This is a genomic window from Streptomyces sp. NPDC002328, from assembly GCF_042890065.1.
Lineage (GTDB): Bacteria > Actinomycetota > Actinomycetes > Streptomycetales > Streptomycetaceae > Streptomyces.
This window is the reverse complement of record NZ_JBIARQ010000007.1, coordinates 58,466-83,679: the sequence shown is the minus strand read 5'-3', so window position 1 is coordinate 83,679 and position 25,214 is coordinate 58,466. Positions and strand designations below refer to the sequence as shown.

The 25,214-nt window shown below is 71.8% G+C and carries 18 protein-coding genes and 1 tRNA gene; 14 read left to right on the top strand and 5 right to left on the bottom strand.

Features of this window, described 5'->3' with window-relative positions; genetic code table 11:
- Positions 1–1,908: 1,908 nt before the first annotated feature.
- From ACFYX4_RS19725 to ACFYX4_RS19705, 5 genes are all read left to right on the top strand, one after another.
- Complete coding sequence (locus tag ACFYX4_RS19725) at positions 1,909–3,198, top strand: extracellular solute-binding protein (protein WP_389334437.1); 1,290 nt, start codon at positions 1,909–1,911, stop codon at positions 3,196–3,198.
- Between the two features lie 14 nt (positions 3,199–3,212).
- Entirely contained in the window at positions 3,213–4,169 is a 957-nt protein-coding gene (locus ACFYX4_RS19720) for a carbohydrate ABC transporter permease (RefSeq protein WP_389334434.1), read from the top strand.
- Entirely contained in the window at positions 4,166–5,071 is a 906-nt protein-coding gene (locus ACFYX4_RS19715) for a carbohydrate ABC transporter permease (protein WP_389334431.1), read from the top strand. Before ACFYX4_RS19720 ends, ACFYX4_RS19715 begins: the two co-directional genes overlap by 4 nt.
- 10 nt (positions 5,072–5,081) lie before the next feature.
- A complete protein-coding gene (locus ACFYX4_RS19710; protein ID WP_389334428.1) occupies positions 5,082–5,684 on the top strand; it encodes a hypothetical protein in 603 nt (200 codons plus the stop codon).
- Positions 5,685–5,876: 192 nt separating this feature from the next.
- Entirely contained in the window at positions 5,877–8,624 is a 2,748-nt protein-coding gene (locus ACFYX4_RS19705) for a Tat pathway signal sequence domain protein (RefSeq protein ID WP_389334425.1), read from the top strand.
- A gap of 23 nt (positions 8,625–8,647) precedes the next feature.
- On the opposite strand, the gene ACFYX4_RS19700 is transcribed toward ACFYX4_RS19705, so the two are convergent.
- Positions 8,648–11,047: an SCO7613 C-terminal domain-containing membrane protein gene (locus ACFYX4_RS19700; RefSeq protein ID WP_389334422.1), complete on the bottom strand. Its 2,400-nt coding sequence runs from the start codon at positions 11,045–11,047 to the stop codon at positions 8,648–8,650.
- A 66-nt stretch (positions 11,048–11,113) separates the two neighbouring features.
- Between ACFYX4_RS19700 and ACFYX4_RS19695 the strand changes: the two genes are divergently transcribed.
- Together ACFYX4_RS19695 and ACFYX4_RS19690 are read left to right on the top strand one after the other, a co-directional pair.
- Positions 11,114–11,560 (top strand): SRPBCC family protein, encoded by a 447-nt coding sequence (locus ACFYX4_RS19695; RefSeq protein ID WP_389334419.1) that lies wholly within the window; start codon positions 11,114–11,116, stop codon positions 11,558–11,560.
- A 39-nt stretch (positions 11,561–11,599) separates the two neighbouring features.
- Positions 11,600–11,671 (top strand) — tRNA-Val (locus ACFYX4_RS19690).
- 38 nt (positions 11,672–11,709) lie between these two features.
- Here the strand turns inward: ACFYX4_RS19690 and ACFYX4_RS19685 are convergent.
- Positions 11,710–12,435 carry an exonuclease domain-containing protein gene (locus ACFYX4_RS19685; protein WP_389334416.1) on the bottom strand — a complete coding sequence of 242 codons (726 nt, stop codon included), beginning with the start codon at positions 12,433–12,435 and terminating at the stop codon, positions 11,710–11,712.
- Positions 12,436–12,626: 191 nt separating this feature from the next.
- On the opposite strand from ACFYX4_RS19685, the gene ACFYX4_RS19680 reads away from it, so the two are divergent.
- From ACFYX4_RS19680 to thrS, 3 genes are all read left to right on the top strand, one after another.
- The gene (locus ACFYX4_RS19680; protein WP_389334413.1) at positions 12,627–13,193 is read left to right on the top strand and encodes a DUF4365 domain-containing protein; all 567 of its coding nucleotides are present in this window, start codon (positions 12,627–12,629) and stop codon (positions 13,191–13,193) included.
- Positions 13,190–14,458 (top strand): hypothetical protein, encoded by a 1,269-nt coding sequence (locus ACFYX4_RS19675; RefSeq protein WP_389334411.1) that lies wholly within the window; start codon positions 13,190–13,192, stop codon positions 14,456–14,458. The genes ACFYX4_RS19680 and ACFYX4_RS19675 overlap by 4 nt, the downstream gene beginning before the upstream one ends.
- Before the next feature lie 154 nt (positions 14,459–14,612).
- On the top strand, positions 14,613–16,589 hold the full coding sequence (gene thrS, locus ACFYX4_RS19670; RefSeq protein WP_389334408.1) for a threonine--tRNA ligase: 1,977 nt from the start codon (positions 14,613–14,615) through the stop codon (positions 16,587–16,589).
- A gap of 34 nt (positions 16,590–16,623) precedes the next feature.
- On the opposite strand, the gene ACFYX4_RS19665 is transcribed toward thrS, so the two are convergent.
- Positions 16,624–17,283, bottom strand: coding sequence for a potassium channel family protein (locus tag ACFYX4_RS19665; protein ID WP_389334405.1), 660 nt, complete (start codon positions 17,281–17,283; stop codon positions 16,624–16,626).
- Positions 17,284–17,350: 67 nt separating this feature from the next.
- Between ACFYX4_RS19665 and ACFYX4_RS19660 the strand changes: the two genes are divergently transcribed.
- Complete coding sequence (locus tag ACFYX4_RS19660; protein ID WP_389334402.1) at positions 17,351–17,911, top strand: HIT family protein; 561 nt, start codon at positions 17,351–17,353, stop codon at positions 17,909–17,911.
- 148 nt (positions 17,912–18,059) lie between these two features.
- On the opposite strand, the gene ACFYX4_RS19655 is transcribed toward ACFYX4_RS19660, so the two are convergent.
- Together ACFYX4_RS19655 and ACFYX4_RS19650 are read right to left on the bottom strand one after the other, a co-directional pair.
- Complete coding sequence (locus ACFYX4_RS19655; RefSeq protein WP_389334399.1) at positions 18,060–19,721, bottom strand: hypothetical protein; 1,662 nt, start codon at positions 19,719–19,721, stop codon at positions 18,060–18,062.
- Positions 19,722–19,931: 210 nt separating this feature from the next.
- The gene (locus ACFYX4_RS19650) at positions 19,932–22,127 is read right to left on the bottom strand and encodes an elongation factor G-like protein EF-G2 (RefSeq protein WP_389334396.1); all 2,196 of its coding nucleotides are present in this window, start codon (positions 22,125–22,127) and stop codon (positions 19,932–19,934) included.
- Between the two features lie 258 nt (positions 22,128–22,385).
- Here ACFYX4_RS19650 and pgsA point away from each other — a divergent pair, with 258 nt between their 5' ends.
- Genes pgsA through ACFYX4_RS19635 form a run of 3 tightly spaced genes read left to right on the top strand, consistent with a single transcriptional unit; the run spans position 22,386 to position 25,209 of the window.
- Entirely contained in the window at positions 22,386–23,132 is a 747-nt protein-coding gene (gene pgsA, locus ACFYX4_RS19645; protein ID WP_389335197.1) for a phosphatidylinositol phosphate synthase, read from the top strand.
- Positions 23,129–24,046 (top strand): phosphatidylinositol mannoside acyltransferase, encoded by a 918-nt coding sequence (locus ACFYX4_RS19640; RefSeq protein WP_389334393.1) that lies wholly within the window; start codon positions 23,129–23,131, stop codon positions 24,044–24,046. The genes pgsA and ACFYX4_RS19640 overlap by 4 nt, the downstream gene beginning before the upstream one ends.
- A complete protein-coding gene (locus ACFYX4_RS19635) occupies positions 24,043–25,209 on the top strand; it encodes a glycosyltransferase family 4 protein (protein WP_389334389.1) in 1,167 nt (388 codons plus the stop codon). The genes ACFYX4_RS19640 and ACFYX4_RS19635 overlap by 4 nt, the downstream gene beginning before the upstream one ends.
- Positions 25,210–25,214: the final 5 nt, after the last annotated feature.

Genomic DNA, 25,214 nt, shown 5'->3' with positions numbered 1-25,214 from the left:
GTGCACGCCAACGCTCCGACATCCGCTGAGTCGGGAACGCTCCGCCTCTGCGAGCGGCGACGCGTGTCGTAGAGGCCGGCCCCACGCTTTGCGCGCAGGCTGACACCAACCCCCTCGTCCACACGCTGCGCTGTGAGCGGCACTGGCCGGCGTGGGCTCGCCCTGTGCAGGGCGCTCGCCCCGGGGCGGTGCCGACGGCTGACGGAACTGGTGCGCGCGCTGTACTGCGGGCATCTCCGCTGGTAAGGGCAGCGTGGGCGGTGACTTCCCAGCTGAGGCGATACCGACCCCGGGCTCCTGGGCGCGCGCTGTGCTGGATGGGCTCTCGCTGGTGAGGTGGGCGCAGGGCAAGGTTCGTCGCGTCGGAGGCGGTGCCGCCCCGACCCCCGGGCGCTCTTCGATTCAGTGAGTGTCGGCACCGGTTCACGCGGGCCGCGATGGCCGCTGCTGCGTGACCAGGGCGGTGCCTGCGGCGGCGGCCGGCTCCCCGACGCGTACTGCGCGTGCGAGGGCTTTCGCAGGTCACTGCTGGGCGCTGCCTCCCCTCCGGTGCAGTGCTGGCTGCCGTAGGCCCGTCTGAGGTGCTGCCGACTGTGGCGGCTCTTCGGTGCCAGCCGCCCAGGATGGGCGCGTCCGAAACGGGATGCTGGGGGTGGCTTCGCGTGTGCGGCGGTGCCACACCGCGCCGACACGTGTTGCGGTGCGGGCGGTCTTCAGCGGTGACCGCTCGCACGCGAGGTCCGCGCCGGACGGGTTCTCGCTGGTGACGGCTGGCGGCCGGGGGCGGCACCGGCCATCGATCGCCCCGGTGCACGGGCTGTGGTGCGGCGGTCTCCGCTGGTCAGGGATCGAGCCGGCGGTCGGGTTGCGCTGGAGGTGGTCCCCCCGTGGACGGTTCCGGTCGGAGCTGCGCGGCGTGGGTTCTTGCTGTTCAGGAGGGCCGCAGCAGCGCGGTTCATCGAGCTCGGTACGGGTTGCCGGTCCCCGACCGTTCCTCTTCGCGCGCTGCGGTGCGGACCCTCACCGCAGCGCGGGCTTCGCGACTCCGGAAGCGGGCCCGGGGGCCGTTCCACTTGTTGGCCCGCGCTGTTGCAGTCCTGGCCGAGGGCGACTTGCCCTGGGGCCTCGTGCCTGTCGCGGTGTCCGTCGCCACCGGCCCAGCCCGCACGTCGTGCACCTCGCGCTGCTAAGCCCCCACATCGGCACAGCACCGCCGTGGGACGTGTGCCTCGCGTCTCGACGCCTCCGCTTCCACGCCCGCCGACACCCGCCTCCCGTCCCACTCCAGCCGCCCCCGCGCATCCCACAACCCCGTCGCACCCTTCCGCCGCCAACGCTCCGAGTCCCCCAGCCCAGCCGATGGAGAAGCCCGACGACACCACTCACCCCCCACCCCCTCATCAGCAGCACCGTCACCCCCGGTCACCCGACACCCCGTCACGCCCCCTCCTCCTCCCCTCCGATCACCGCCGCGCCCCCGCCCCTCACCCCCTCCCACCGCCCTCCACCTCGCCCCTCCCGATCTCCACTCCGCCCCACCCGAAACCGCCCCCACTCCACGCCAACCCCACCACCACCCGCCCCCCGACCCAACACCCACCCCTCACCCACCCCACCACCCCCGCACCCCCAACCGAATCCCACCCCCTCTCCCCGCCCCCTTCCACCCCCCACCCCCGACCCCCACCCCCGTCCGCTCCCCCCGAACAACCACCCCCCACCTGCACCTTCACCCCCCACCCCCCGCCACCGCCACCCCACCCCGCCCCCAACACCCCCCACCCGCCCCACAAGAAATTCCTGTCCGAATCATTGACGCTCCCTCAGCCCCCTCGTACCTTGTGCCAGCAAGCGCTTTCTTGAAACGATTCATGCAAGTGGCAACGACGCTGCGGGGAGGGCCCGACTGTGGGAACCAGCAGGAATGTTGAGAGGCGAACGATCCTCAAGGCCGCGGGGGCGACGGCGGCCACGCTGGGCCTGGCCGCGACCACGGGGTGCGGGGGAGGCGACGGGGCCTCCGCGGACGGAACGGTGACGATCCGTTACGCATGGTGGGGCGGCGAGCCCCGCACCATCGCCATCAAGAAGTCGATCGCGCTCTTCGAGAAGAAGTACCCGAAGATCAAGATCAAGCCCGAATTCACCGACTACGAGGCGTTCTGGGAGAAGTTCCAGACCCAGGCCTCCGGAGGGAATCCCCCGGACGTTTTCCAGAATGCGGTCGGCTTCCTGCGCAAGTACGACAAGCGCGGAGTTCTGATGGATCTCAAGGCGCAGGCCGACGCCGGAAATCTGGACCTGAAGAACTTCCGCAACGGCGTCCTGGCGAACGGTCAGGTCGACGGCAAGCAGATCGGCATCCCCGTGGGTGCCAACACCATGGCGCTCGTCATCGACCTCAAGGCCTTCCAGAAGGCGGGCGTCGAGGCCAAGTTCGGCTGGACCTGGGACGACTACTTCGCCGCGCTCCAGAAGATCCAGGACAAGCTGAAGATCGCCGGTGACAGCGGCTACTTCAGCATCATGTACCTCTACGACCTCTACCTGCGTCAGAACGGCAAGGCCTTCTTCACCGAATCCGACCTCGGCTTCACCGAGGACGATCTCACGCAGTGGTGGACGGACGGCTACAAGCGCGTGAAGTCCGGCCTCGTCGCCGACCCGAAGAAGGTCGAGCAGGTCAAGCCCAAGTCCGCCCTCTCGGCAGGCCTCGCCGCTTCCGAGTTCACCTGGGACAACTTCTCCATCCGCTACGAGGGCGAGGGCGAGTCCGACTACGGGCTCGCGCCGATCCCCACCACGAACGGCAAGGACACCGGCCAGTACCTCGGCTCGCTGATGATGAGCGCCTTCTCCGGGACCAAGCACCCCAAGGAAGTCGCCCAGTTCATCTCCTTCATGGTCCACGACCCCGAGGTCGGCAAGATCATGGGCTACGACCGCGGCATCCTCGCCACCACCGAGCAGTACGACGCCTTCAAGCCCACCGACCCCAACAACAAGGGCGTCGCGGCCTACGAGGAAGAGGTCGCCAAGGCGGGCGTCCTCGGGAAGATCACCCCGCACCCGTCCGGCACCGACGTCATCGAGGCGGCGTTCCTGCGCATCGGCGGTGAGGTCGCCCAGGGCAAGACCAAGCCGGCCGACGCCGCCAAGGCGCTGTTCAGCGAGGCGAAGGCCGCGTTCGCGGGCTGAGGGGACGTACCACCATGACGCTCGTCAAGGAAGCGCCCGCGCGCCCGGCCGGGAAGCGGTCCGCCGCTCCCGCCGCCGGGCGGCGCGGGCGGCGCCGCGAGAACCTCGCCGGCTATCTCTTCATGTCGCCGTGGATCGCGGGGTTCCTGCTGCTCACGGCGGGGCCGATGATCGCGTCGCTGTACTACGCGTTCACCAGCTACAACCTGTTCACGCCGCCCCGGTGGGTGGGGCTCGACAACTTCACGACGATGTTCCAGGACCCGCGCTGGCAGAAGTCGGTCGAGGTCACTCTCCAGTACGTCGTCGTGGCCACCCCCCTGAAGCTGCTGCTCGCGCTCGGCGTCGCGCTGCTGCTCGCGCAGAAGCGGCGCGGACAGGGGCTGTACCGGGCCGCGTTCTACATGCCCTCGCTCATCGGCGCCAGCGTCTCCGTCGGCTTCGTGTGGCGGGCGCTGTTCTCGGACGACGCCGTCGTGGACCGTACACAGAAGATCTTCGGGCTCGACGTGGGCGGCTGGATCGGCAACCCGGACTACGTCCTCTACGCCCTGGTGGCGCTGAGCATCTGGCAGTTCGGCGCGCCGATGGTCATCTTCCTGGCCGGTCTCAAGCAGGTCCCGCGGGAGCTGTACGAGGCCGCCGAGATGGACGGGGCCGGCCCGTTCCGCAGGTTCTGGAACGTCACCCTGCCGATGATCTCCCCGGTGCTGTTCTTCAACGTGCTGCTGGAGTCCATCCACGCGTTCCAGGTGTTCGGCTCCGCGTACGTCGTCTCCGACACCCGGTGCGGTCCCGCCGACGCCACGCTCGTCTACACCTGTTACCTCTACCAGAAGGGCTTCAAGGAGGCCCAGATGGGCTTCGCCTCCGCGATGGCCTGGACGCTGGTGATCGCGGTGGCGCTGGTCACGGCGGTCCTGTTCTGGTCGCAGAAGAAGTGGGTGCACTACGAGGAGGCCGCCAAGTGACCACCGCCACCAGCCCCGCCCCTGCCACCGGCCCGGCCCCCAGCCCCGCCGCGCGCACCGCGCGCGAGCGGCGGCGCACCGGGTCGATCGCCTGGCACGTCGGCGCGCTCCTCGTCCTCGCCGTCGTGCTGTATCCCGTGGTCTGGGTGGTCGGCGCCTCGTTCAAGCCGAGCAAGGACATCATCGCCAGCCTCGACCTGCTGCCCACCGAGCCGGTCTGGGCGAACTTCTCCGGGCTCGCCGACGGCATCTCCGGCATCTCCGTCAGCAGCTTCTTCGTCAACTCGCTGATGTACGCGGTCCTCGCCGTCGTCGGTGTCGTGGTGTCCAGCTCGCTGACCGCGTACGCCTTCGCCAAGATCCGGTTCGCCGGGCGGAACCTGCTGTTCACGCTGATGATCGGCACGCTGCTGTTGCCGTACCACGTCCTGCTCATCCCGCAGTACGTGCTGTTCCGCAACCTCGAACTCGTCGACACGCTGGTGCCGCTCGTCGCGGGCAAGTTCCTGGCCACGGAGGCGTTCTTCGTCTTCCTCATGGTGCAGTTCATGCGCGGACTGCCGCGCGAACTGGACGAGGCCGCCAAGCTCGACGGCTGCGGGCACCTGAGGACCTACTGGTCCGTCGTACTGCCGCTGTGCCGCCCCGCCCTCATCACCAGCGCCATCTTCACCTTCATCAACGCCTGGAACGACTTCATGGGCCCGTTGATATACCTCAACACGCCCTCCAAGTACACCGTCTCGCTCGGCCTGATGATGTTCCGCGACCAGGAGGGCATCTCCAACTACGGCAGCATGATCGCGATGTCGCTGGTGGCGCTGGTGCCGGTCATCGCCTTCTTCATGGCCTTCCAGCGCTATCTCATCGACGGCATGGCGACGTCCGGACTGAAGGGATGAGGCGGTCACCGTGGCGCAAGCACCCGTGAAGGCCCGCGCCCGGCGCGGGGAGTCCGTGTTCGGCGAACGGTTCGCGGTCTTCGCCGAGTGTCTGCTCACCGGCGTGTGGATCGCCGTGGCCTCGCTCGGAGTCGTCACCTACCCCGCCGCCTTCGCCGCCGGCGCGCGCCATCTGCGGCGGCGAGTCCGTCATGAGGGCGGCGGATGGCGGGCGTTCGTCTCCGACTTCCGGGCGGCCCTGCACGGCGGATGGGTCGTCGGGATCGCCGGCTGGGCGGCGGTGGCCGCGGTCTGGGTGGACGTCCAGGCCGCGCGGTCCGGGCTGCCCGGCGGTCCGTTCGTCGGGGCCGTCGGCCTGTTCGCGCTGATCGGACTGACCGTGGCCCTGCTGCGGGCGGCGGCCCTGTGGACGCCGGGCGACTCCTGGCGTGCGCTGCTCGCGGACGCCGGGCGTCGAACGGTGCTCGATCCCGCCGGGTCCTTCCTGATCGTCGGCGGGCTGGGCGTCGTGGCCCTGTCCGCGATGTTCATCGCGCCGCTGGCGGTGCCCGTCCTGGGCGCCGTCGCGGCGGCGGCCGTCGCCGTCGAGGAGCGCTACCGGCGCCGCCGCTGACGGGCGGCGCCGCCGCGCGCCAGGCGGCGGACCCGCCGGGCGCCGCCCCTCCCTCTGTCATGCCCCTGACCACCCACCATCCCGCACCCCGCACCCACCATCCCGCACCCCGCACCCCGCACCCCGCATCCGCACCCGCACCCGCACCCGCACCCCCCATCCCGCACGCACGGAAAGGAAAGGCCGCACCCCATGTCTCCCATCCCCCGCAGGTCCCTCCTCAAGGCGGCGGCCGTCGCCGGCGCCGCCGCCCAGTTCAGCTGGGCGCTAGGGGCGAAGGACGCGCAGGCCGCCCCGAGAGCCGCGGACGCGGACGCCGACGCCGACCCGGTCACCCTGGACTGGCTGGAGGACGGCGGCCTCGGCGCCGCCCCCGGCTCCACCCTCGGCGTGCCCTGGCCCATGGGCGCGTACCAGGAGGACCAGACCTTTGCGCTGACGGACGCTGCCGGCCAGGCCGTCCCCGTGCAGTCCTGGCCGATCGCCTACTGGCCGGACGGATCCCTGAAGTGGACCGCGCACGCGGTCAGTTCGGGCACCGGCAAGCTCACCCTCGCCGCCGGCGCCCCCGCCGCGCCCGCGAAGAAGGTCACCGTCGACCGGAGCGGCGGCGGCGTCACCGTCTCCACCGGCGTCATCACCGCGAAGTTCGGCAAGTCCGGCACCACCACCCTCGTCAAGTCCGTCACCCGCGGCTCCACCGAGATCGCCAAGAACGGCCGCCTCGTCCTGATCCGGCAGCCCGAGATCGAGGACGACGACCAGGGCAGGGTCAAGACCGAGCAGTTCGAGGGCGCGATCGGCGAGGTCACCGTGGAACAGGACGGCCCCGTCCGCGCGGTCGTCCGTGTCGACGGCAAGCACCGCAGGGCGAGCCGCAGTTGGCTGCCCTTCTCCATCCGCCTCTACTTCTACGCCGGCGCCGACTCCTTCCGCATGGTGCACACCGTCACCTTCGACGGAGAGCAGGAGCCCGGCAAGGCGACGGGCGACTTCATCCGCGGCCTCGGCGTCCGCTTCACCGTCCCGATGCGCGACCAGTCCTACGACCGCCACATCCGCCTCGGCGGCGAGGGCACCGGCCTGCTGCGCGAAGCCGTCAAGGGCATCACCGGCCTGCGCCGCGACCCGGGCGCGGCCGTCCAGGCGGCCCAGTACGCCGGCCAGAAGCTCCCCGACCCCGCCACCTGGGACCAACGGGTCACCACCCGCCTCCAGTACATCCCCGAATGGGGCGACTACACCCTCTCCCAGCTCTCCGCCGACGGCTTCACCGTGCGCAAGCGCACCAAGCAGGGTCACGGCTGGATCGCCGCGGGCGGCGGCCGTCGCGCCTCGGGCTTCGGATACGTCGGCGGGGTGAGCGGCGGGCTCTCGTTCGGCCTCAGGGACTTCTGGGAGAGCCACCCCTCCCAGCTAGACGTCCGCGACGCCCACACCGACGAGGCCGACGTCACCCTCTGGCTCTGGTCCCCCGAGGCCCAGCCCATGGACCTGCGCTTCTACCACGACGGCATGGGCCAGGACACCTACCCCGAGCAGCTCGAAGGCCTCAACATCACCTACGAGGACTACGAGCCCGGCTTCGGCACCCCCTACGGCATCGCCCGTACCTCCGAACTCCTCTTCTGGGCCAACGCCTCCACCCCCAGCCCCGAGACGCTCGCCGCCCAGGTCGAGACCGTACGGGTGCCGCCGCAGCTCGCCGCCCCGCCCAGGCAGCTCATCAAGGCCAAGGTGTTCGGCCCGGGCCTCTACTCCGAGCCGGACCGCTCCACACCGGCCAAGGCGAAGATCGAGGACCACCTCGACTTCCTCTTCACCTACTACAAGGACCAGGTGGAGATGCGCCGTTGGTACGGCTACTGGGACTACGGCGACATCATGCACACCTACGACACGGTGCGGCACCAGTGGCGGTACGACATCGGCGGCTATGCCTGGGACAACTCCGAGCTCTCGCCCGACCTGTGGCTCTGGTTCGCGTACCTGCGCAGCGGACGCGCCGACATCTTCCGCTTCGCGGAGGCGATGACCCGGCACACCGGCGAGGTCGACGTCTACCACCTCGGGCAGTGGGCCGGCCTCGGCACCCGGCACGGCGTCCAGCACTATGCCGACAGCGCCAAGCAGCAGCGCATCGCCAACACCACCTACCGCCGCTACTACTATTTCCTCACCGCCGACGAACGCGTCGGCGACCTCATGCACGCCAACGTCGACTCCGACGAGACCTTCCTCGTCCTCGACCCCATCCGCAAGATCCGCACCGAGCCCTACACGCCCGACCGGCACGCGCTGTCGATCGGCTTCGGCACCGACTGGAGCGGTCTGGTGTCGGCCTGGCTCACGGAGTGGGAGCGCAGGGGCCCCAAGTGGGAGAAGGCCAAGGCCCGCGTGCTCTCCACCATGGAGACCATCGCCGCCCAGCCGAACGGCTTCGTGCAGGGCAGCGGCCTGTACGACCTCGACACGGGCCGGTTCGCCGTCGCGGACAAGCCGGTCGTCGGCGTCTCCCACCTCTCCGCCGTCTTCGGCCTCAACGAACTGTGCGCCGAACTCATCCACCTCGTCGACATGCCGAAGTTCAACGAGGCCTACTTCGACTACTGCCGCTACTTCAACGCCACCAAGGCCGAACAGGCCGCCCGCTACGGCTCCAACTTCGGCTCCCTGCTGCTGTTCCAGGGTCACTCGCGCCTCGACGCCTACGCCGCCGTCCAGACCGGCGACGCGAAACTCGCCGCACGCGCGTGGGACAAGTTCTACAACTCCGACGGCTACAAGGAGTCCGCCCCCTGGAGGACGGAACGCCTGACCGGCCCCGCCACCCTGGTGCCGGGCAGCGAGGCCGCCTGGGTGTCCACCAACGACACCGCGCTCTACGGCCTCGCCGCCATCGAGAACCTCGCACTCCTCGGCGACAGGATGCCGTCGTAGGACGCTGGTTCAGTCGTGGGGCGCTAGTTCATCCGCCCCAGCACCTCCCGCACCCGCCGTGCGTCGCGCAGCCGCTGTTCGTAGGTGGCGCCCAGCGCGAGCAGCAGCAGACCGGCGAGTGCGGGAGGGGCCCAGCGGGGCAGGACGCCGGCCATCTGGGCGAGGTACGGGGCCAGTTCGTGCAGCGCGACCAGGGTCAGGACCGAGCCGCCGAGGACCAACGGGGCCTGGAGGCGGTGCCGGGCGCCCAGGAGGGTGACCAGCAGGGCCGCCGCGCCCAGCAGCAGCGGACGCGTCCACTGCGTGTCGCCCCAGGCCGCCGCGAGACTCGGTGCCAGCGTGGCGGCGAGACCGGGGCCGTACGCCGCCCAGGACGACGTCCGCGGCTCGCGGTGGCGGCGCCAGGCGCCGACGAGCAGCGCCGGGACGCTCACCGGCAGCACGTACGCCTCCGGGGTGGTCACGTCCCACGCGGCGAGCCGCACCCACACCGACAGCACGGACAGGACGGCCGCCGCGTATCCGACGGCACGCCGGTCGGCGCGTACCGCCGTGCCCGCCGCGATCACCGCGCACAGCCCGAGCACCAGCGCCAGCATCGGCGGATCGGCGACCGCCAGACCCACGGCCAGCACCCCGGCCGCCACACCCGTCACCTCGACGGGCACGGTCGCCGGGCCCCCGCCCGGCCGGGCGGCGAGCAGCGCCGCCGCCACCGGCACCACGAGGACCAGCAGCGCGGTGTGCGCGACCTGCCAGTCCGCCGCCGCGCCCGTCGCGCACGCCAGCGCGGTCGCGTACCCGAGCGCGGCCGGAGCCGTGAACGGCGCGAAGCCCGGCCGCCGTGAGGCCGCGCCCAACAGCGCGGTCAGCGCCGACAGCACGGCCAGCGTCGCCGACTGCGTCGCCAGGGAGAGCGAGGCGAGATGGACGGAGGTGGCCAGGGCGAGCCACGGCGTGGAGAGGAAGACCGCGGCCACCGCCACGCAGCCCACGAACACCAGGGCCGCCACGTACGGCAGTCGAAGCGTCGCGGGCAGGAGCAGCGCCACCGCCCACGCCAGGCCCAGCGCACCGGTCACCGCCTGCGGACGCCAGGCCTCCCGACGGCCGGCCACGACGAGCGCCACGGCCACCGCCGCCAGCACGACGACCGCCTGGACCGAGTGCGTCGGCCACGGCAGGTCGCCCGCCACCGCGGCACGCGCGTCCGACGGCACGCCCGACCACGGGCTCGCCGCCCGGCCGAGCGGGCCCAGCAGCGTGACCACGACCAGCGGCACGGCCCACAGCAGCGCCAAGCCGTGCACGACGGCGGACGCCCGCAGCAGACCCTGCCGCACCGGCTCCGCGAACCGGCCCCGAGCCACCGCCAACAGCACGACGGCGCAGGCCAGTTGAGCGGGAACCGCCCAGCCGTCGGGCAGCGCCACCCGCAGCGGCGTCCCGGCCGCCGCCACCAGCAGCAGACCGCCGACGAGCGCCGACTCCCGCACCGCGGCGGGCTTCGGCAGCACGCGGGCCACGCCCAGGGCGACGGCAGCGCCGAGGACCAGGAGCGCCGCCGCCCGTGCGGCGGCGCTCGGACCGGCGGCCGTCCACGACAGCCAGCCGGCCGCCAGAACGCCCCCGCCACCCGTCCCGCACGTCCCGACGACGGCGGTGACCCGCACGGAACGCACGGCCACGCGCAGCGCCACCGCCGCGTCGAGACCCGAGGTCACCAGCAGCGCCGCCGCGACCGCGTACGGATCCGCGCCCGCCGCCACCGCCCAGAGCAGCAAGGGGAGTTGGGCGGCGGCGAGCGAGGCCGGCAGGGGCAGACGCAGCGCGTCGAGAGCACGCCCGTACCCCGCCCACAGCCCCGCCAGCGCCGCCGAAGCGACCGCCGCGTACGCGGCGCCGTCCACGCCCGGGAGGGCGACCTCGTGCAGCGCGTACGCGTCCAGCACCGTCAGCGCCAGCCCCAGCCCGGCCACCGCCTCCGCCGTCGACCGCAGCCCGCGCCGCATCAGAGCCAGCGGCGCGGCCAGCACGGCCACCGTCACCGTGCCCAGCACCGCGGACCGCCCGGTGATCCCCAGGTGACCCCAGCTGACCAGCGTGAACACCATCGCCGCGATCGTGAGCAGAACCCCGCCGAGCAGCAGCAGGACGTTCTGGACCCCCGGCGCGGTCGCCTCGGGGCGCGCCCCGGCCGGACCCGCCGACGGCGACACGGGCGGCTTCGCCGACGGCGGTCCGGACGGCCGCGCCGGCGGCTGCGCCTGGAGCGTGGCCACCAGCCAGGCGCGACGGGCCAGCAACTGGGCCCGGCGGGCGTCCAGTCGCCACAGCTCGGCATCGAGGAGCCGCAGTTCCTCGGCGGGAGGCGGAATGTGCGTCATGCCTCGGAGTGTGGTCGGCGTCACGTCGTACGGCATGAGCGCGGCTACTCAGGACGTACTCAGATCCCCACCCCCGTACCGGACACACGGCACACTCGCCCCATGGACTGGACCCACTACCGCTTCCGCAGCCTGTGGCCCCTGCCCGCACCCCCCGAAGCGGTGTACGCCGCCCTGGAGCGCCCCGAGGACTACCCGCGCTGGTGGCCCCAGGTCCGCGAGGTGACCCGGCTCGACGACACCGCCGGCGTCATCCGCATCCGCTCCCTCCTCCCGTACGACATGACCTTCACCGCGCGCGAGGTGCGGCGCGAACCGGCGGCCGGGGTGCTGGAGATCGCGATGACCGGCGACATCGACGGCTGGGCGCGCTGGACCGTCACCCCGCACGGCACGGGCACCCTCGCCCGCTACGACCAGGTCGTCGACGTGACCAAGCCGCTGCTCAGGCGGTTCGCCGTGCCGGGACGCCCCCTCTTCCGCGCCAACCACCGGCTGATGATGCGCGCCGGGCGGCGCGGCCTGACCGCGTACCTGCGAGCGGTTTGAACGAACCCCGCGGGGACCTGTATTGTTCAGTGCGTTCCCGGGCGATTAGCTCAGTGGGAGAGCGCTTCGTTCACACCGAAGAGGTCACTGGTTCGAACCCAGTATCGCCCACCGGGAAAGGCCGGTCCGCACACGCGGGCCGGCCTTCTTCATGCCGCCGCCGGCAGCGACGGGCGCAGCGGCCACGACGTGTCCACCGTCTCCGGACTGCCGCTGCGCGCGAACCACGCCTGGAGCCCCCGCGCCTGCGCCGCGTGCCACGCCGTCTGGAGCGCGTGCAGCTCGGCGGGGGACAGCCGCTCCAGCCGGGCCGCGAAACGCCGGCCCACCGCCCGCACCACCTCCAGCGCGGCCACCGCGTCCGCCGCCGCGTCATGCGCGTCGGCCAGCGCCACCTCGTAGTGCGCGCACAGGTCGGTCAGCGTGCGGCGGCCCTTGCGGTAGCGGTCCAGATGCTTGTCCAGGACCCGCGGGTCCAGCACCCTCAGCGGCGCCGGCTCCAGCCAGTGCCCCAGCGACGAAGCGCGGTGCCTGCGCAGCTCACGGTCGAGCAGCGTCAGGTCGAACGGCGCGTTCATCACCACCAACGGCCGCCCCGCCGCCGCCTGTTCGGCGAGCAGCTCGGCTATCTCGAACATCACCGGCGCCGGCCAGCGGCCGTTGCGGTGCAGATGATCCTCCGTCAGCCCGTGCACCGCCGTCGCCTCGGCGGGCACCGGCACGCCCGGATTGACCAGCCAGCGGCTCACCCGCGGCCGGACGCCGGGCGCGTCCTGCACCACGAGCGCGGCCGACACGATCCGGTCGGTCTCGACGTCGACACCCGTCGTCTCCGTGTCGAAGGCGGCCAGAGGGCCCTCGTACCAGCACGACATACCACCACAACCCCTCGTTCACCCACGGCAGCTGACGACCCGTCTTCTGCCTGTCTGGTGATACCCGGGCTGTTTGCGCCGTACGCCGCCCGGACACAACAGGAGTACGGGTCATCGCAGTTCAGAGGCTCGAAACGGACTTTCACCCGGATCCCCGAGCGGGATCCCCTTGGCACGAAAGGCTGTCGGTCATGGCGATAGCGCAGCCCGAACGGGGCGGGCTGCTGCCCGAACGCACGGGCCCCCAGCGCGGCACACTCGCCACCACCGCCTGCATGGAGACGTTGCAGGTGGGCTACCTGCACGCGGTCGCCGCGGCCGCGGGCTGCTCACTGTCCCAGCCCTTTCCCGACAACGGCATCGACTGGCACGTCAGCCACAGCGCCCCCGGGCACACCGTCGACGACGAGGTGACCATCAAGGTGCAGCTGAAGGCCACTTACCAGATCCCGCCGAACCCGCCCGGCCGCACCTTCTCCTTCACGCTCGACAACGACCACCTGAGGAAGCTCGCGCGCACACCGGTGTCCGTGCACAAGATCCTCGTGGTGATGATCGTCCCCCGGTTCCAGGACCAGTGGCTGCGGGCCGGCCACGACCGGCTCGACCTCAGACACTGCTGCTACTGGGTCAACCTGGCCGGGCACCCGATCACCGGCCGCACCCGGACCACCGTGCGCATACCGACCACGCGCGTCTTCGACGACCGGGCCCTGTGCGAGATCATGACGAGGGTCGGGACGGGAGGCAGACCATGACCCACCGCCCGCTCGACGAACCCCTGCGGCCGGTACGACCGCACCCCGCCGAGGCCGGCTGGAACGGTTCCGCCGAGCCCGCCTGGAGCCGCCCGCCCGAGCCCGCCGAGGTCGACCCCGCCGTCCTCGCCGCCCTGCTGCGCCGGCACGGCTGGCAGCGACGCGGCGGGGCCGCCGGACGCTACGGCCGCTGGACCCCGCCCGGCCCGGCCGCCGCCGGGACCAGCCTGCTCGTGCCCGAGAGCCGCGCCTTCCCCGACAGCGACGACCTGCTCGGCGAGGCCCTCCAGGCGCTCGTGCGCAGCCAGACGCCCGCCGCCCGCGAGGTCCTCGTCGCGCTGACCGTCCCCAGCGACGAGATCCGCTGGTGGCGCGACGCCCCGGCCGGGCCCGCCGAGACCGCCGGCGCGGCCGGCGCCGCCACCTGGACCGTCGAGGAGCAACTGCGCGGCGCGGCACGGCAGACGCTCCTCGCCGGCGCGCTCGCCACCCACGCGCGTGCCGGCTACTACGGCGCACGGCACCGGCGTACGGCCGCCGCCGCCCTGGAGACCGTCCTCGTCGGCGCGGCGGCCGGCGGACGCCGGCTGACCGCGTTCGTGCCCGTCGACACCGGACGCCCGCTCGCCGTCCGCCTCCACCAGGCCCTGTACGCCGTCCGCGAGGCCATCGACTACCAGCGCGCCGCCGGCGGCATGGACGCCTTCGACGGGGCCGTGGAGGCGGGCGTCAGCCGGGAGCTGACCGAGGCGCTGATCGCCCTCGTCCGCGGCACCGAAGGCGCCCGCATCGCCGTCGACTGGGCGCCCGCGGCCGGGGTCCCGGCGGACTGCGCCGCGCACGCCGAGCCGATCGAGTTCTCGCCCGGCGACCTGCCCGTCCTGCGCGAGGCCGGCGCGCGCTATCTGCGCGAGGAGCCCTCCGTGCCCGTGCGGATCACCGGCACCGTGGTGCGGATGCGCAGATCGGGGCCGCGCGGCGAGGGCACCGTACGGCTGCGGGTGCTCGCCGGCGCGGAGATCCCGCACGTCCGCCTCACCCTCGACGAGGAGGACTACCGCATCGCCGGGCAGGCCCACCTCGTCGGGCTGCCGGTGCGCGTGCAGGGGCGGCTGGAGAGCCGGGGCGGCTTCCGCCGGGTCACCGGCGCGCAGGACGTCGTCCCCGTGCAGGTGGACGAGGCCGAGCGGGACCGACTGATGAAGTCCCTCCAGGAGACCGCCGAGATCACCGCCTTCTTCGAGGAGGCGTGCGGCGGGGACTGAACCGCGGGGACTGAACCGCGGAAGATGCGGCGGGGGTCGCGGGAGAGGCCGCGAGGACAGCCGTTTCGCGGTCGGGCGGCCCGGCTCGGTACGATCCGGTCATGCGCGCGCTCCCGGTATGGCGCCGCAGCCCCCCTTCAGTCAGGAGAGACCGGTGTCAGACGTCCGTGTGATCATCCAACGCGATTCCGAGCGGGAAGAGCGCACGGTGACGACGGGCACCACGGCCGCCGACCTCTTCGCCGGCGAACGCTCGGTCATCGCCGCCCGCGTGTCCGGCGAACTCAGGGATCTCACCTACGAGCTCCGGGACGGCGAGACCGTCGAGGGCGTCGAGATCTCCTCCGAGGACGGCCTCGACATCCTGCGCCACTCCACCGCGCACGTCATGGCGCAGGCCGTGCAGGAGCTCTTCCCCGAGGCCAAGCTCGGCATCGGCCCGCCCGTCAAGGACGGCTTCTACTACGACTTCGACGTCGAGAAGCCCTTCCACCCCGATGACCTGAAGGCCATCGAGAAGAAGATGCAGGAGATCCAGAAGCGGGGCCAGAAGTTCGCCCGCCGCGTGGTCACCGACGAGGCCGCCCGCGAGGAGCTCGCGGACGAGCCCTACAAGCTGGAGCTGATCGGCCTCAAGGGCTCCGCGTCGCACGACGACGGCGCGGACGTCGAGGTCGGCGCCGGCGAGCTGACGATCTACGACAACCTGGACGCCAAGACCGGCGAGCTGTGCTGGAAGGACCTCTGCCGCGGTCCCCACCTGCCCTCCACCCGCCTCATCCCGGCGTTCAAGCTGATGCGCAACGCCGCCGCATACTGGCGCGGCAGCGAGAAGAACCCGATGCTCCAGCGCATCTACGGCACCGCCTGGCCGTCCAAGGACGAGCTGAAGGCGCACCTCGACTTCCTCGCCGAGGCCGAGAAGCGCGACCACCGCAAGCTGGGCAGCGAACTCGACCTGTTCTCCGTCCCGGAGCAGATCGGCTCCGGCCTCGCCGTCTTCCACCCCAAGGGCGGCATCGTCCGCCGGGTCATGGAGGACTACTCGCGCCGCCGGCACGAGGAGGAGGGCTACGAGTTCGTCTACACCCCGCACGCGACGAAGGGGAAGCTCTTCGAGACGTCCGGGCACCTGGACTGGTACGCCGACGGCATGTACCCGCCCATGCAGCTCGACGAGGGCGTGGACTACTACCTCAAGCCCATGAACTGCCCGATGCACAACCTGATCTTCGACGCGCGCGGCCGTTCGTACCGTGAACTGCCGCTGCGCCTCTTCGAGTTCGGGACCGTGTACCGGTACGAGAAGTCCGGCGTCGTGCACGGTCTGACCCGGGCCCGCGGCTTCACGCAGGACGACGCGCACATCTACTGCACGCGTGAGCAGATGTCCGAGGAACTGGACAAGACGCTCACCTTCGTCCTCGGCCTGCTGCGCGACTACGGCCTGACCGACTTCTACCTGGAACTGTCCACCAAGGACCCGGAGAAGTTCGTCGGCTCCGACGAGGCCTGGGAGGAGGCGACCGAGACGCTGCGCCAGGTCGCCGAGAAGCAGGGCCTGCCGCTGGTCCCGGACCCGGGCGGCGCCGCGTTCTACGGCCCGAAGATCTCCGTCCAGACGAAGGACGCCATCGGCCGCACCTGGCAGATGTCGACCATCCAGCTGGACTTCAACCTGCCGGAGCGCTTCGACCTGGAGTACACCGGCGCGGACGGCGCGAAGCAGCGGCCGGTCATGATCCACCGCGCGCTGTTCGGCTCCATCGAGCGGTTCTTCGCCGTGCTCCTCGAGCACTACGCGGGCGCGTTCCCGGCGTGGCTGGCTCCGGTGCAGGCGGTCGGCATCCCGGTCGGCGACGCGCACGTGGAGTACCTGGAGAAGTTCGCCGCCGAGGCGAAGAAGAAGGGGCTGCGCGTCGAGGTCGACTCCTCGTCGGACCGTATGCAGAAGAAGATCCGCACGGCGCAGAAGCAGAAGACACCGTTCATGATCATCGTCGGTGACGACGACATGAACGCGGGCAACGTGTCGTTCCGCTACCGCGACGGCTCGCAGGAGAACGGCATCCCGTTCGACGAGGCCATCGCGAAGATCGCGAAGGTCGTCGAGGAGCGGACGCAGGTCTGATCCCGCGCGGACTGAATGAAGGCCCCCGGGGAGATCAGTTCCCCGGGGGCCTTCCCTCGTCGCCCTCGCGGGAGAAGGTCTGCATCAGCCAGGACGAGAACGAGCCCGTGACCGCGCCCAGGAGGGCCAGTCCGCCGGCCATCATGCCCGTCGCGATCACCCGGCCGAGGGTGGTCACCGGGGTGATGTCGCCGTAGCCGACCGTGCTGAGGGTCTCGGCGGCCCACCACACGGCGTCCCCGAACGTCCGCATGGTCGCGCCGGGCGCCCCCCGTTCCTGCTGGTAGACCGCGAGCGCCCCGGAGAAGCCGAGCAGCACGGTGGACAGTCCCGCGTAGGCGACCACGCGCGCGTACAGCGACAGCCGGGGCTGTCCGCGCCGGCGCTGGACGACGTCGTAGAGCGGGACGATCCGCAGCGGGCGCAGCAGCGGCAGGATGACGACGACGGTGTGCAGGACGTGGGTGGGGACGAAGCGCGGGCCCTGGCCGCTGAGCCGCCAGCGCACGGCGTAGTCCGCGGCGAACAGCAGCCACAGGGCGAGCAGCGCGAACCCGCACACGTCACGCCAGAAGGACGGCATGCTCACGGCGAGCACACGGGTGGCATAGGCCGCGAGGAAGATCAGCGAGGCCACGAAGAGGGGGATCTCGGTGCGCTGCTCCCAGCGGGCCGCGGGGCTGTCGTCGTCCACGGGCCCAGCTTGGCCGGTGACCGGCTTCCCGCCGCCCCGGCGACACGCCGCGATCGGGCGAAGCCATATGCTGCCTTGCATGACGAGTGAGCCGGAGCAGCAGATCGGAGTGGGGACGCGGGACGCGTTCCAGCGCCTGTGGACGCCCCACCGGATGGCGTACATCCAGGGTGAGAACAAGCCGACCGGTCCGGGGGCCGACGACGGCTGTCCTTTCTGCTCGATCCCGGCGAAATCCGACGAGGACGGGTTGATCGTCCGGCGCGGTGAGCACGTGTACGCGGTGTTGAACCTGTACCCGTACAACGGCGGTCACCTGATGACCGTGCCCTATCGGCATGTCGCCGACTACACGGATCTGACCGGGCCGGAGACGGCGGAGCTGGGCGAGCTGACGAAGCAGGCGATGACGGCTCTGCGGAACGCGTCCGGTGCGCAGGGTTTCAACATCGGGATGAACCAGGGCTCCGTGGCGGGCGCGGGCATCGCGGCCCATCTGCATCAGCACATCGTGCCGAGGTGGGGCGGGGACACGAACTTCATGCCGGTGGTGGGCCACACACGCGTACTGCCCCAACTACTGGCGGACACCCGCAAGATGCTCGCCGACTCCTGGCCCACTCCGTGAGTAAAGAGAGCCCGTCCGGGGGCGCCCCCTCTGGGGGAGTTTGAGGACGAGGCCCGTTCAGGGCCGAAGCGGGGGCCTGGGGGCGGCAGCCCCCAGCACGCGGCGCCCAGACCCACCCGCACGTCATATCCGCCCCACCGCCGGAGGCTCACGCGTCGTAGGTGTCAGCCTTCCGCGGTGACAGATCCTGCACCGCCCCGCTCAGCACCGACGAGCGCGAGCTGAACTTCTCGACGTCGACGTCGTGTTCCCTGAGGACCTTGAGCGCGGCGGTGTGGACCACCCGCAGCACGGGTGCGGCGGCGCGCAGCGCGTCGTCGGCCATGAAGCGGTGCCGCCAGGGCTGGTCGGCCCAGGCGTGGCGCAGGCCGAAGGGCTCGGGGAGGCCGATGGAGCCGCCGAGCCACTTGAGCAGCGGCGGGTACCAGCTGATGGTGGCGCGGGCGGCGAGTCGTACGACCTCGTCGGCGGTGACGAGGGGCAGCTTGACCGTCCGGGTCTCCCAGAAGCGGACGGTCTTGGCGACCTGCTTGCTGGGTGCTTCGGGCTTGCTGGTGAAGAGGCCGTTCACGGGGCCGAGGGCGTGTCCGGTGACCTCGATGCGCAGGGTCTCGTGGAGCACGGTCACGGTGATCAGCATGGTGATGATCAATTGGCCGTCCCAGAGGGGCCATTGGACGCCGAGGTAGTGCCGGTCGCCGCCGCCGAACTGCTGTTGGTCGCAGATCTTCTCGATGGCCTTGGGCTTGACCTGGTAGGCCTCCACGTCGGTGCCGTCGGGGCGGGCCACGGCCGCGGCATTCTCGCCGACGGGGGTGACGATCCAGTGCCGGACGGAGGGCGGCGGGAAGCCGCCGGTCTTGAGGCTCTGCCGGTTGAGCACGGTGAGCTGGTCGTGGATGGCTCGTATGACGGTCCAGCTGCGGAACTCGTGGACGCCCTTGTTGGGGTCGGTCGGGACGAGTTCCTCCGCGAGGTGCCAGGCGCCCCAGCGGGTGCCCATGCCGAGTATGCCCTTGGGGCCGGCGTAGAAGACCGAGTTGGACTGCTGTTCGGCGCTGAGCCGGGCCAGGGACTGGCGCAGTTGTTCGGCGGCGGTGTGGTTGGGGCCGGTGGGGACGGCCTCGGGGACCTTGGCGCCGACGCTGCTGCCCGCGAGGAGGCTGGCCCAGCGTTCGCGCAGGTCGACGGCGGTGCTCTCGCAGACGCGCTTGGCGAGGAACCAGCCGATGACGGGCGCGACGACCGCTCCGCGCGCGTACCAGCCCCAGAAGCCCGAGAAGGGCATGCGGAGCAGGAAGATCACGGCGAGTGCGCCGACGGCGACGAGCAGGCCGGTGGCGAGGCCGGAGACGCGTCGGCCGCCGGCCTTCTCCATGGTGGTGCGCAGTTGGAAGACGAGCAGCCAGACCAGCAGTCCGGGCAGGAAGAGCACGCCGAACAGGACCATGATGCCGGTGAGTTTCTGGTCGCGTTCGCGGCGGATGCGGTTGGCGGCCAGGCAGTGTTCGACGACGGCCTGCGGCTCGGCGCCGAACGACTGGATGAGGGGTGCGCGGCCGACGCCGAGCATGCGGTCGATCACCGCCTGGGAGAACGCCTCACCGAGGTTGGGCCGGAAGATGCGGGCCCAGCTGCGGCCCGGGTCGACCTTCGACTGGTGCCATTCGTTGTCGGCTTTCTTGATGTCCTCGACGGGGTTGTCCCGGTAGGCCGCCGATGCCAGCGCGAAGGTCGCCGTCTGACCTCCGTCGCCCGTCTGCGGCACCTGTGGCCCGAAGATGTCCGCGTAACCGCTGTCAACGGTCATTCCCGCCCCCTCGCCGCTGGTCTCGCTCCTGCGGCCTTCCCGACTTCCGTACTCCGCACACCTGTTGATCAGGTCATCAGCGTATCCCCAGCCGCTGACGTCCGTCGGCGGACGGCCTCAAGGGGTCCTGTGGCCGCCCGCCGAACCGGAGGGGAGCTTTCCCGGCGCGGCTCCCGTCATGCGGAATTGGGCCTCGTCATGCGGACCGCGTCACGCGGTCTGCGTCTGTTTCCTCACCCGCTCCGCGACCTGGGCCGGCATGGGCTCGTGCCGGGCGTAGGAGCGGTGGAAGCGGGCCGTGCCGTGCGACAGGGACCGCAGGTCGACCGCGTACCGGCCGATCTCGATCTCCGGCACCTCGGCGCGCACCAGTGTGCGGCCGCCGCTCGTCTGCTCGGTGCCGAGCACCCGGCCGCGCCGGCCGGACAGATCGCTCATCACGGGGCCCACGTACTCGTCGCCGACCAGCACGGTCACCTCGGCGACCGGCTCCAGCAGATGGATCTTCGCGTCGGACGCGGCCTCCCGCAGGGCGAGCGCGCCGGCCGTCTGGAACGCGGCGTCGGAGGAGTCCACCGAGTGCGCCTTGCCGTCGAGGAGGGTCACCCGCACGTCGATGAGCGGATGGCCGGCGGCGATGCCCTTGGCGGCCTGCGCCCGTACGCCCTTCTCCACGGAGGGGATGAACTGGCGCGGCACCGCGCCGCCGACGACCTTGTCGACGAACTCGATGCCCGAACCGCCCGGCAGCGGCTCCACCTCGATCTCGCAGATGGCGTACTGCCCGTGCCCGCCGGACTGTTTGACGTGCCGTCCGCGACCGGCGGACCGGGCGGCGAACGTCTCCCGCAGGGACACTTTGTGCGGGACGACGTCGACCTGCACGCCGTAGCGGTTGCGCAGGCGTTCCAGCGCGACGTCCGCGTGGGCCTCGCCCAGGCACCACAGGACCACCTGGTGGGTGTCCTGGTTCTGTTCGAGCCGCATCGTCGGGTCCTCGGCGACCAGCCGCGACAGGCCCTGGGAGAGCTTGTCCTCGTCGGGCTTGCTGTGCGCCTGGATGGCCAGCGGCAGCAGCGGGTCGGGCATCTGCCAGGGCTCCATGAGCAGCGGGTCGTCCTTGGCGGAGAGGGTGTCGCCGGTCTCCGCGCGGCCCAGCTTCGCCACGCACGCGAGGTCGCCCGCGATGCAGTGCGTCAGCGCCCGCTGCTGTTTGCCGAAGGGAGCGGTGAGCGCGCCGACGCGTTCGTCGACGTCGTGGTCCTCGTGGCCGCGGTCGGCCAGTCCGTGCCCGGAGACGTGCACCGTCTCGTCGGGGTGCAGGGTGCCGGAGAAGACGCGGACCAGGGAGACGCGTCCGACGTAGGGGTCGGAGGACGTCTTCACGACCTCCGCGACCAGCGGCCCGTTCGGGTCGCACGGGTTCAGCTCGCGCGGCTCGCCGCCGACGGTGGTGACGCGGGGCGCCTCGCGCTCCAGGGGCGTCGGGAAGCCCCGGGTGACGAGTTCGAGGAGTTCGACCGTGCCGAGGCCCTGGCGGGCGCCCTCGGCGGCGGGCGCGGCGGCCAGGACGGGGAAGAAGGTGCCGCGGGCGACGGCCCGCTCCAGGTCCTCGATCAGCGTCTTGACGTCGATCTCCTCGCCGCCGAGGTAGCGGTCCATGAGGGTCTCGTCCTCGCTCTCGGCGATGATCCCCTCGATCAGCCGGTTGCGGGCCTCCTCGATCAGCGGGAGCTGGTCCTCGCCGGGTTCGGACTCCGCGCGCTCCCCGGTGCTGTAGTCGAACAGCTTCTGCGACAGCAGTCCGATCAGGCCGGTCACGGGCGCGTGCCCGTCCGGCGCCTGCGGTCCGTGCAGCGGAAGGTAGAGCGGGAGCACGGCGTCGGGGTCGTCGCCGCCGAAGGTCTCCGCGCAGATCCGCGTCATCTCCTCGAAGTCGGCGCGGGCCGCCTCCAGGTGCGTGACGACGATCGCGCGGGGCATGCCGACGGCCGCGCACTCCTCCCACACCATCCGGGTCGAGCCGTCCACGCCGTCCGAGGCCGAGACGACGAAAAGGGCCGCGTCCGCTGCCCGCAGACCGGCCCTGAGTTCCCCGACGAAGTCGGCGTAGCCGGGGGTGTCGAGGATGTTGACCTTGATGCCGTCCCATGCGACCGGCACCAGGGAGAGCTGCACCGACCGTTGCTGGCGGTGCTCTATCTCGTCGTAGTCGGAGACGGTGCCGCCGTCCTCCACGCGGCCCGCCCGGTTCACCGCTCCCGCCGTCAGCGCGAGAGCCTCCACCAAGGTCGTCTTGCCCGAACCGCTGTGGCCGACCAGCACCACATTCCGTACGGACGCGGGGTGGTCGGCCGCCGTAGCCCTGCCGGCGGCCCCGGGGTGGTCTTTCGTCTTGTCGCCCATTTATTGCCTCCCGTACACGGTGAGGTCATCGGGGGCGCGGACACGGCGGCGCCGCGTGCGGTGGCGGCTCCGGCGACGCCCGCGGTCCTTCGAGCTTTCCACTCCCGTCACGGCGCGTCCATACGAACGACGCGACGACGCCATGGAGCGCCGGCGGCGGGGGCGGGGGAGCCGGGCACGCGGACCGGCCGGGCCGCGTGCCCGCCAAGGACACGGGGGCGGGTGCCCGACGGTCGCACACGCGCGCGCGTGGCTACGATGGGCCAGCCGGAGGCCATCAGGGCCGCGGCCACACCGACCGTCGGGAAGGCCATGCTGAACAAGTACGCGCGTGCATTCTTCACGCGTGTCCTCACACCGTTCGCCGCGTTTCTCATCCGCCGGGGCGTGAGCCCCGACGCGGTCACGCTCGTCGGCACCGCCGGCGTGGTCGCGGGCGCGCTGGTCTTCTACCCCCGGGGCGAGTTCTTCTGGGGCACGATCGTGATCACGCTCTTCGTCTTCTCCGACCTCGTCGACGGCAACATGGCCCGCCAGCTCGGCCGCTCCAGCCGCTGGGGCGCCTTCCTGGACTCCACCCTCGACCGGGTCGCCGACAGCGCGATCTTCGGCGGCTTCGCCCTGTGGTACGCGGGCGGCGGCGACGACAACATCCTGTGCGCCGTCTCGATCTTCTGCCTGGCCAGCGGCCAGGTGGTGTCCTACACCAAGGCGCGCGGCGAGTCGATCGGACTGCCGGTCGCCGTCAACGGGCTCGTCGAGCGGGCCGAGCGGCTGGTGGTCTCGCTGGTCGCGGCCGGCTTCGCCGGACTGCACAAGTTCGGCGTCCCCGGCATCCAGTACCTGCTGCCGGTCGCCCTGTGGATCGTCGCCGTCGGCAGCCTGGTCACGCTGATCCAGCGGGTCGTCACGGTCCGCCGCGAGTCGGCCGAGGCGGAGGCCGCCGCGGCGGCGCAGAGCACGGCGGACCGGCCCGAGACCGAGGGGCACGAGGCCGCCAAGTGAACCCCCGGGACCAGGTCTCCGACGCGCTGTACGGCCTCGGCTGGAGCACCGTCAAGCAGCTCCCCGAGCCGGTCGCGGCGCGTCTCGGCCGGACCATCGCCGACCTCGCCTGGAAGCAGCGCGGCAAGGGCGTACTCCGGCTGGAGAGCAACTACGCGCGCGTGGCGCCCGGCGCGACCCCCGAGCGCCTCGCCGAGCTCTCGCGCGCGGGGATGCGCTCCTACCTGCGGTACTGGATGGAGTCCTTCCGGCTCCCGGCGTGGAGCCCCGAGCGCGTAGCGGCCGGCTTCGACCCCAAGGACCTGCACCACCTCACCGACGGGCTCGCGACCGGCCGGGGCGTCGTCCTGGCCCTGCCGCACCTGGCCAACTGGGACCTGGCCGGCGCCTGGGTCACCACCGAGCTGCGGATCCCGTTCACCACGGTCGCCGAGCGGCTCAAGCCCGAGACGCTCTACGACCGTTTCGTCGCCTACCGCGAGGGCCTCGGCATGGAGGTCCTGCCGCACAGCGGCGGCGCCGCCTTCGGCACGCTGGCCCGGCGGCTGCGCGAGGGCGGCCTGGTCTGCCTGGTCGCCGACCGGGACCTGTCCGCGTCCGGCGTCGAGGTCGAGTTCTTCGGCGACACGGCCCGGATGCCCGCCGGGCCGGCGCTGCTGGCCCAGCAGACCGGCGCGCTCCTGCTCCCCGTCACGCTCTGGTACGACGAGACGCCCGTCATGAAGGGCCGCGTGCATCCCCGGATCGAGGTACCGGTGTCAGGCACGCGGGCCGAGCGGACGTCCGTCATGACACAGGCGCTGGCCGACGCCTTCGCCTCGGGCATCGCCGACCACCCGGAGGACTGGCACATGCTTCAGCGGCTCTGGCTCGCGGATCTGGAACCCCGCCCTTCGGACGGGGACCAGAGGTGAGGATCGGCATCGTCTGCCCGTACTCCTGGGACGTGCCGGGCGGCGTCCAGTTCCACATCCGCGACCTCGCCGAGTACTTCATCCGGCTCGGCCACGACGTCTCCGTCCTCGCCCCCGCGGACGACGACACCCCGCTGCCGCCGTACGTCGTCTCGGCCGGACGCGCGGTCCCGGTGCCGTACAACGGCTCGGTGGCCCGGCTGAACTTCGGCTTCCTGAGTGCCGCGCGCGTGCGCAGATGGCTGCACGACGGCGAGTTCGACGTGATCCACATCCATGAGCCGACCTCGCCCTCGCTGGGCCTGCTGACCTGCTGGGCGGCGCAGGGCCCCATCGTGGCGACCTTCCACACGTCCAACCCGCGCTCCCGCGCGATGATCGCCGCGTACTCGATCCTCCAGGCAGCCCTGGAGAAGATCAGCGCCCGGATCGCGGTGAGCGAGTACGCCCGCCGCACCCTGGTCGAGCACCTCGGCGGGGACGCGGTCGTCATCCCCAACGGCGTCGACGTCGACTTCTTCGCCGGGGCCGAGCCGAGACCCGAGTGGCAGGGCGACACCATCGGCTTCGTCGGCCGCATCGACGAGCCCCGCAAGGGCCTGCCCGTCCTCATGCGCGCCCTGCCGAAGATCTTCGCGGAGCGGCCGCGGGCCCGGCTGCTGGTCGCCGGGCGCGGCGACGAGAAGGAGGCGGTGGAGAGCCTGCCGAAGGAGCTGCGCGCACGCGTGGAGTTCCTCGGCATGGTCAGCGACGAGGACAAGGCCCGCTTCCTGCGCAGCGTCGACCTGTACGTCGCCCCCAACACCGGCGGGGAGAGCTTCGGCATCATCCTCGTCGAGGCCATGTCCGCCGGGGCCCCGGTCCTCGCCTCCGACCTCGACGCGTTCGCGCAGGTCCTGGACCAGGGCGCGGCGGGCGAGCTGTTCGCCAACGAGGACGCCGACGCGCTGGCCGAGGCGGCGGTACGGCTCCTGGGCGATCCGGGCCGGCTCGCCGAACTGCGCGAGCGGGGCAGCGCCCATGTGCGGCGCTTCGACTGGTCGACGGTCGGCGCGGACATCCTGTCGGTGTACGAGACGGTGACGGCGGGAGCGGCCGCGGTGGCGACGGACGACAAGGGTTCACCCGGGCTGATGGCCCGCTTCGGCTTGGCGAGGGACTGAATCCC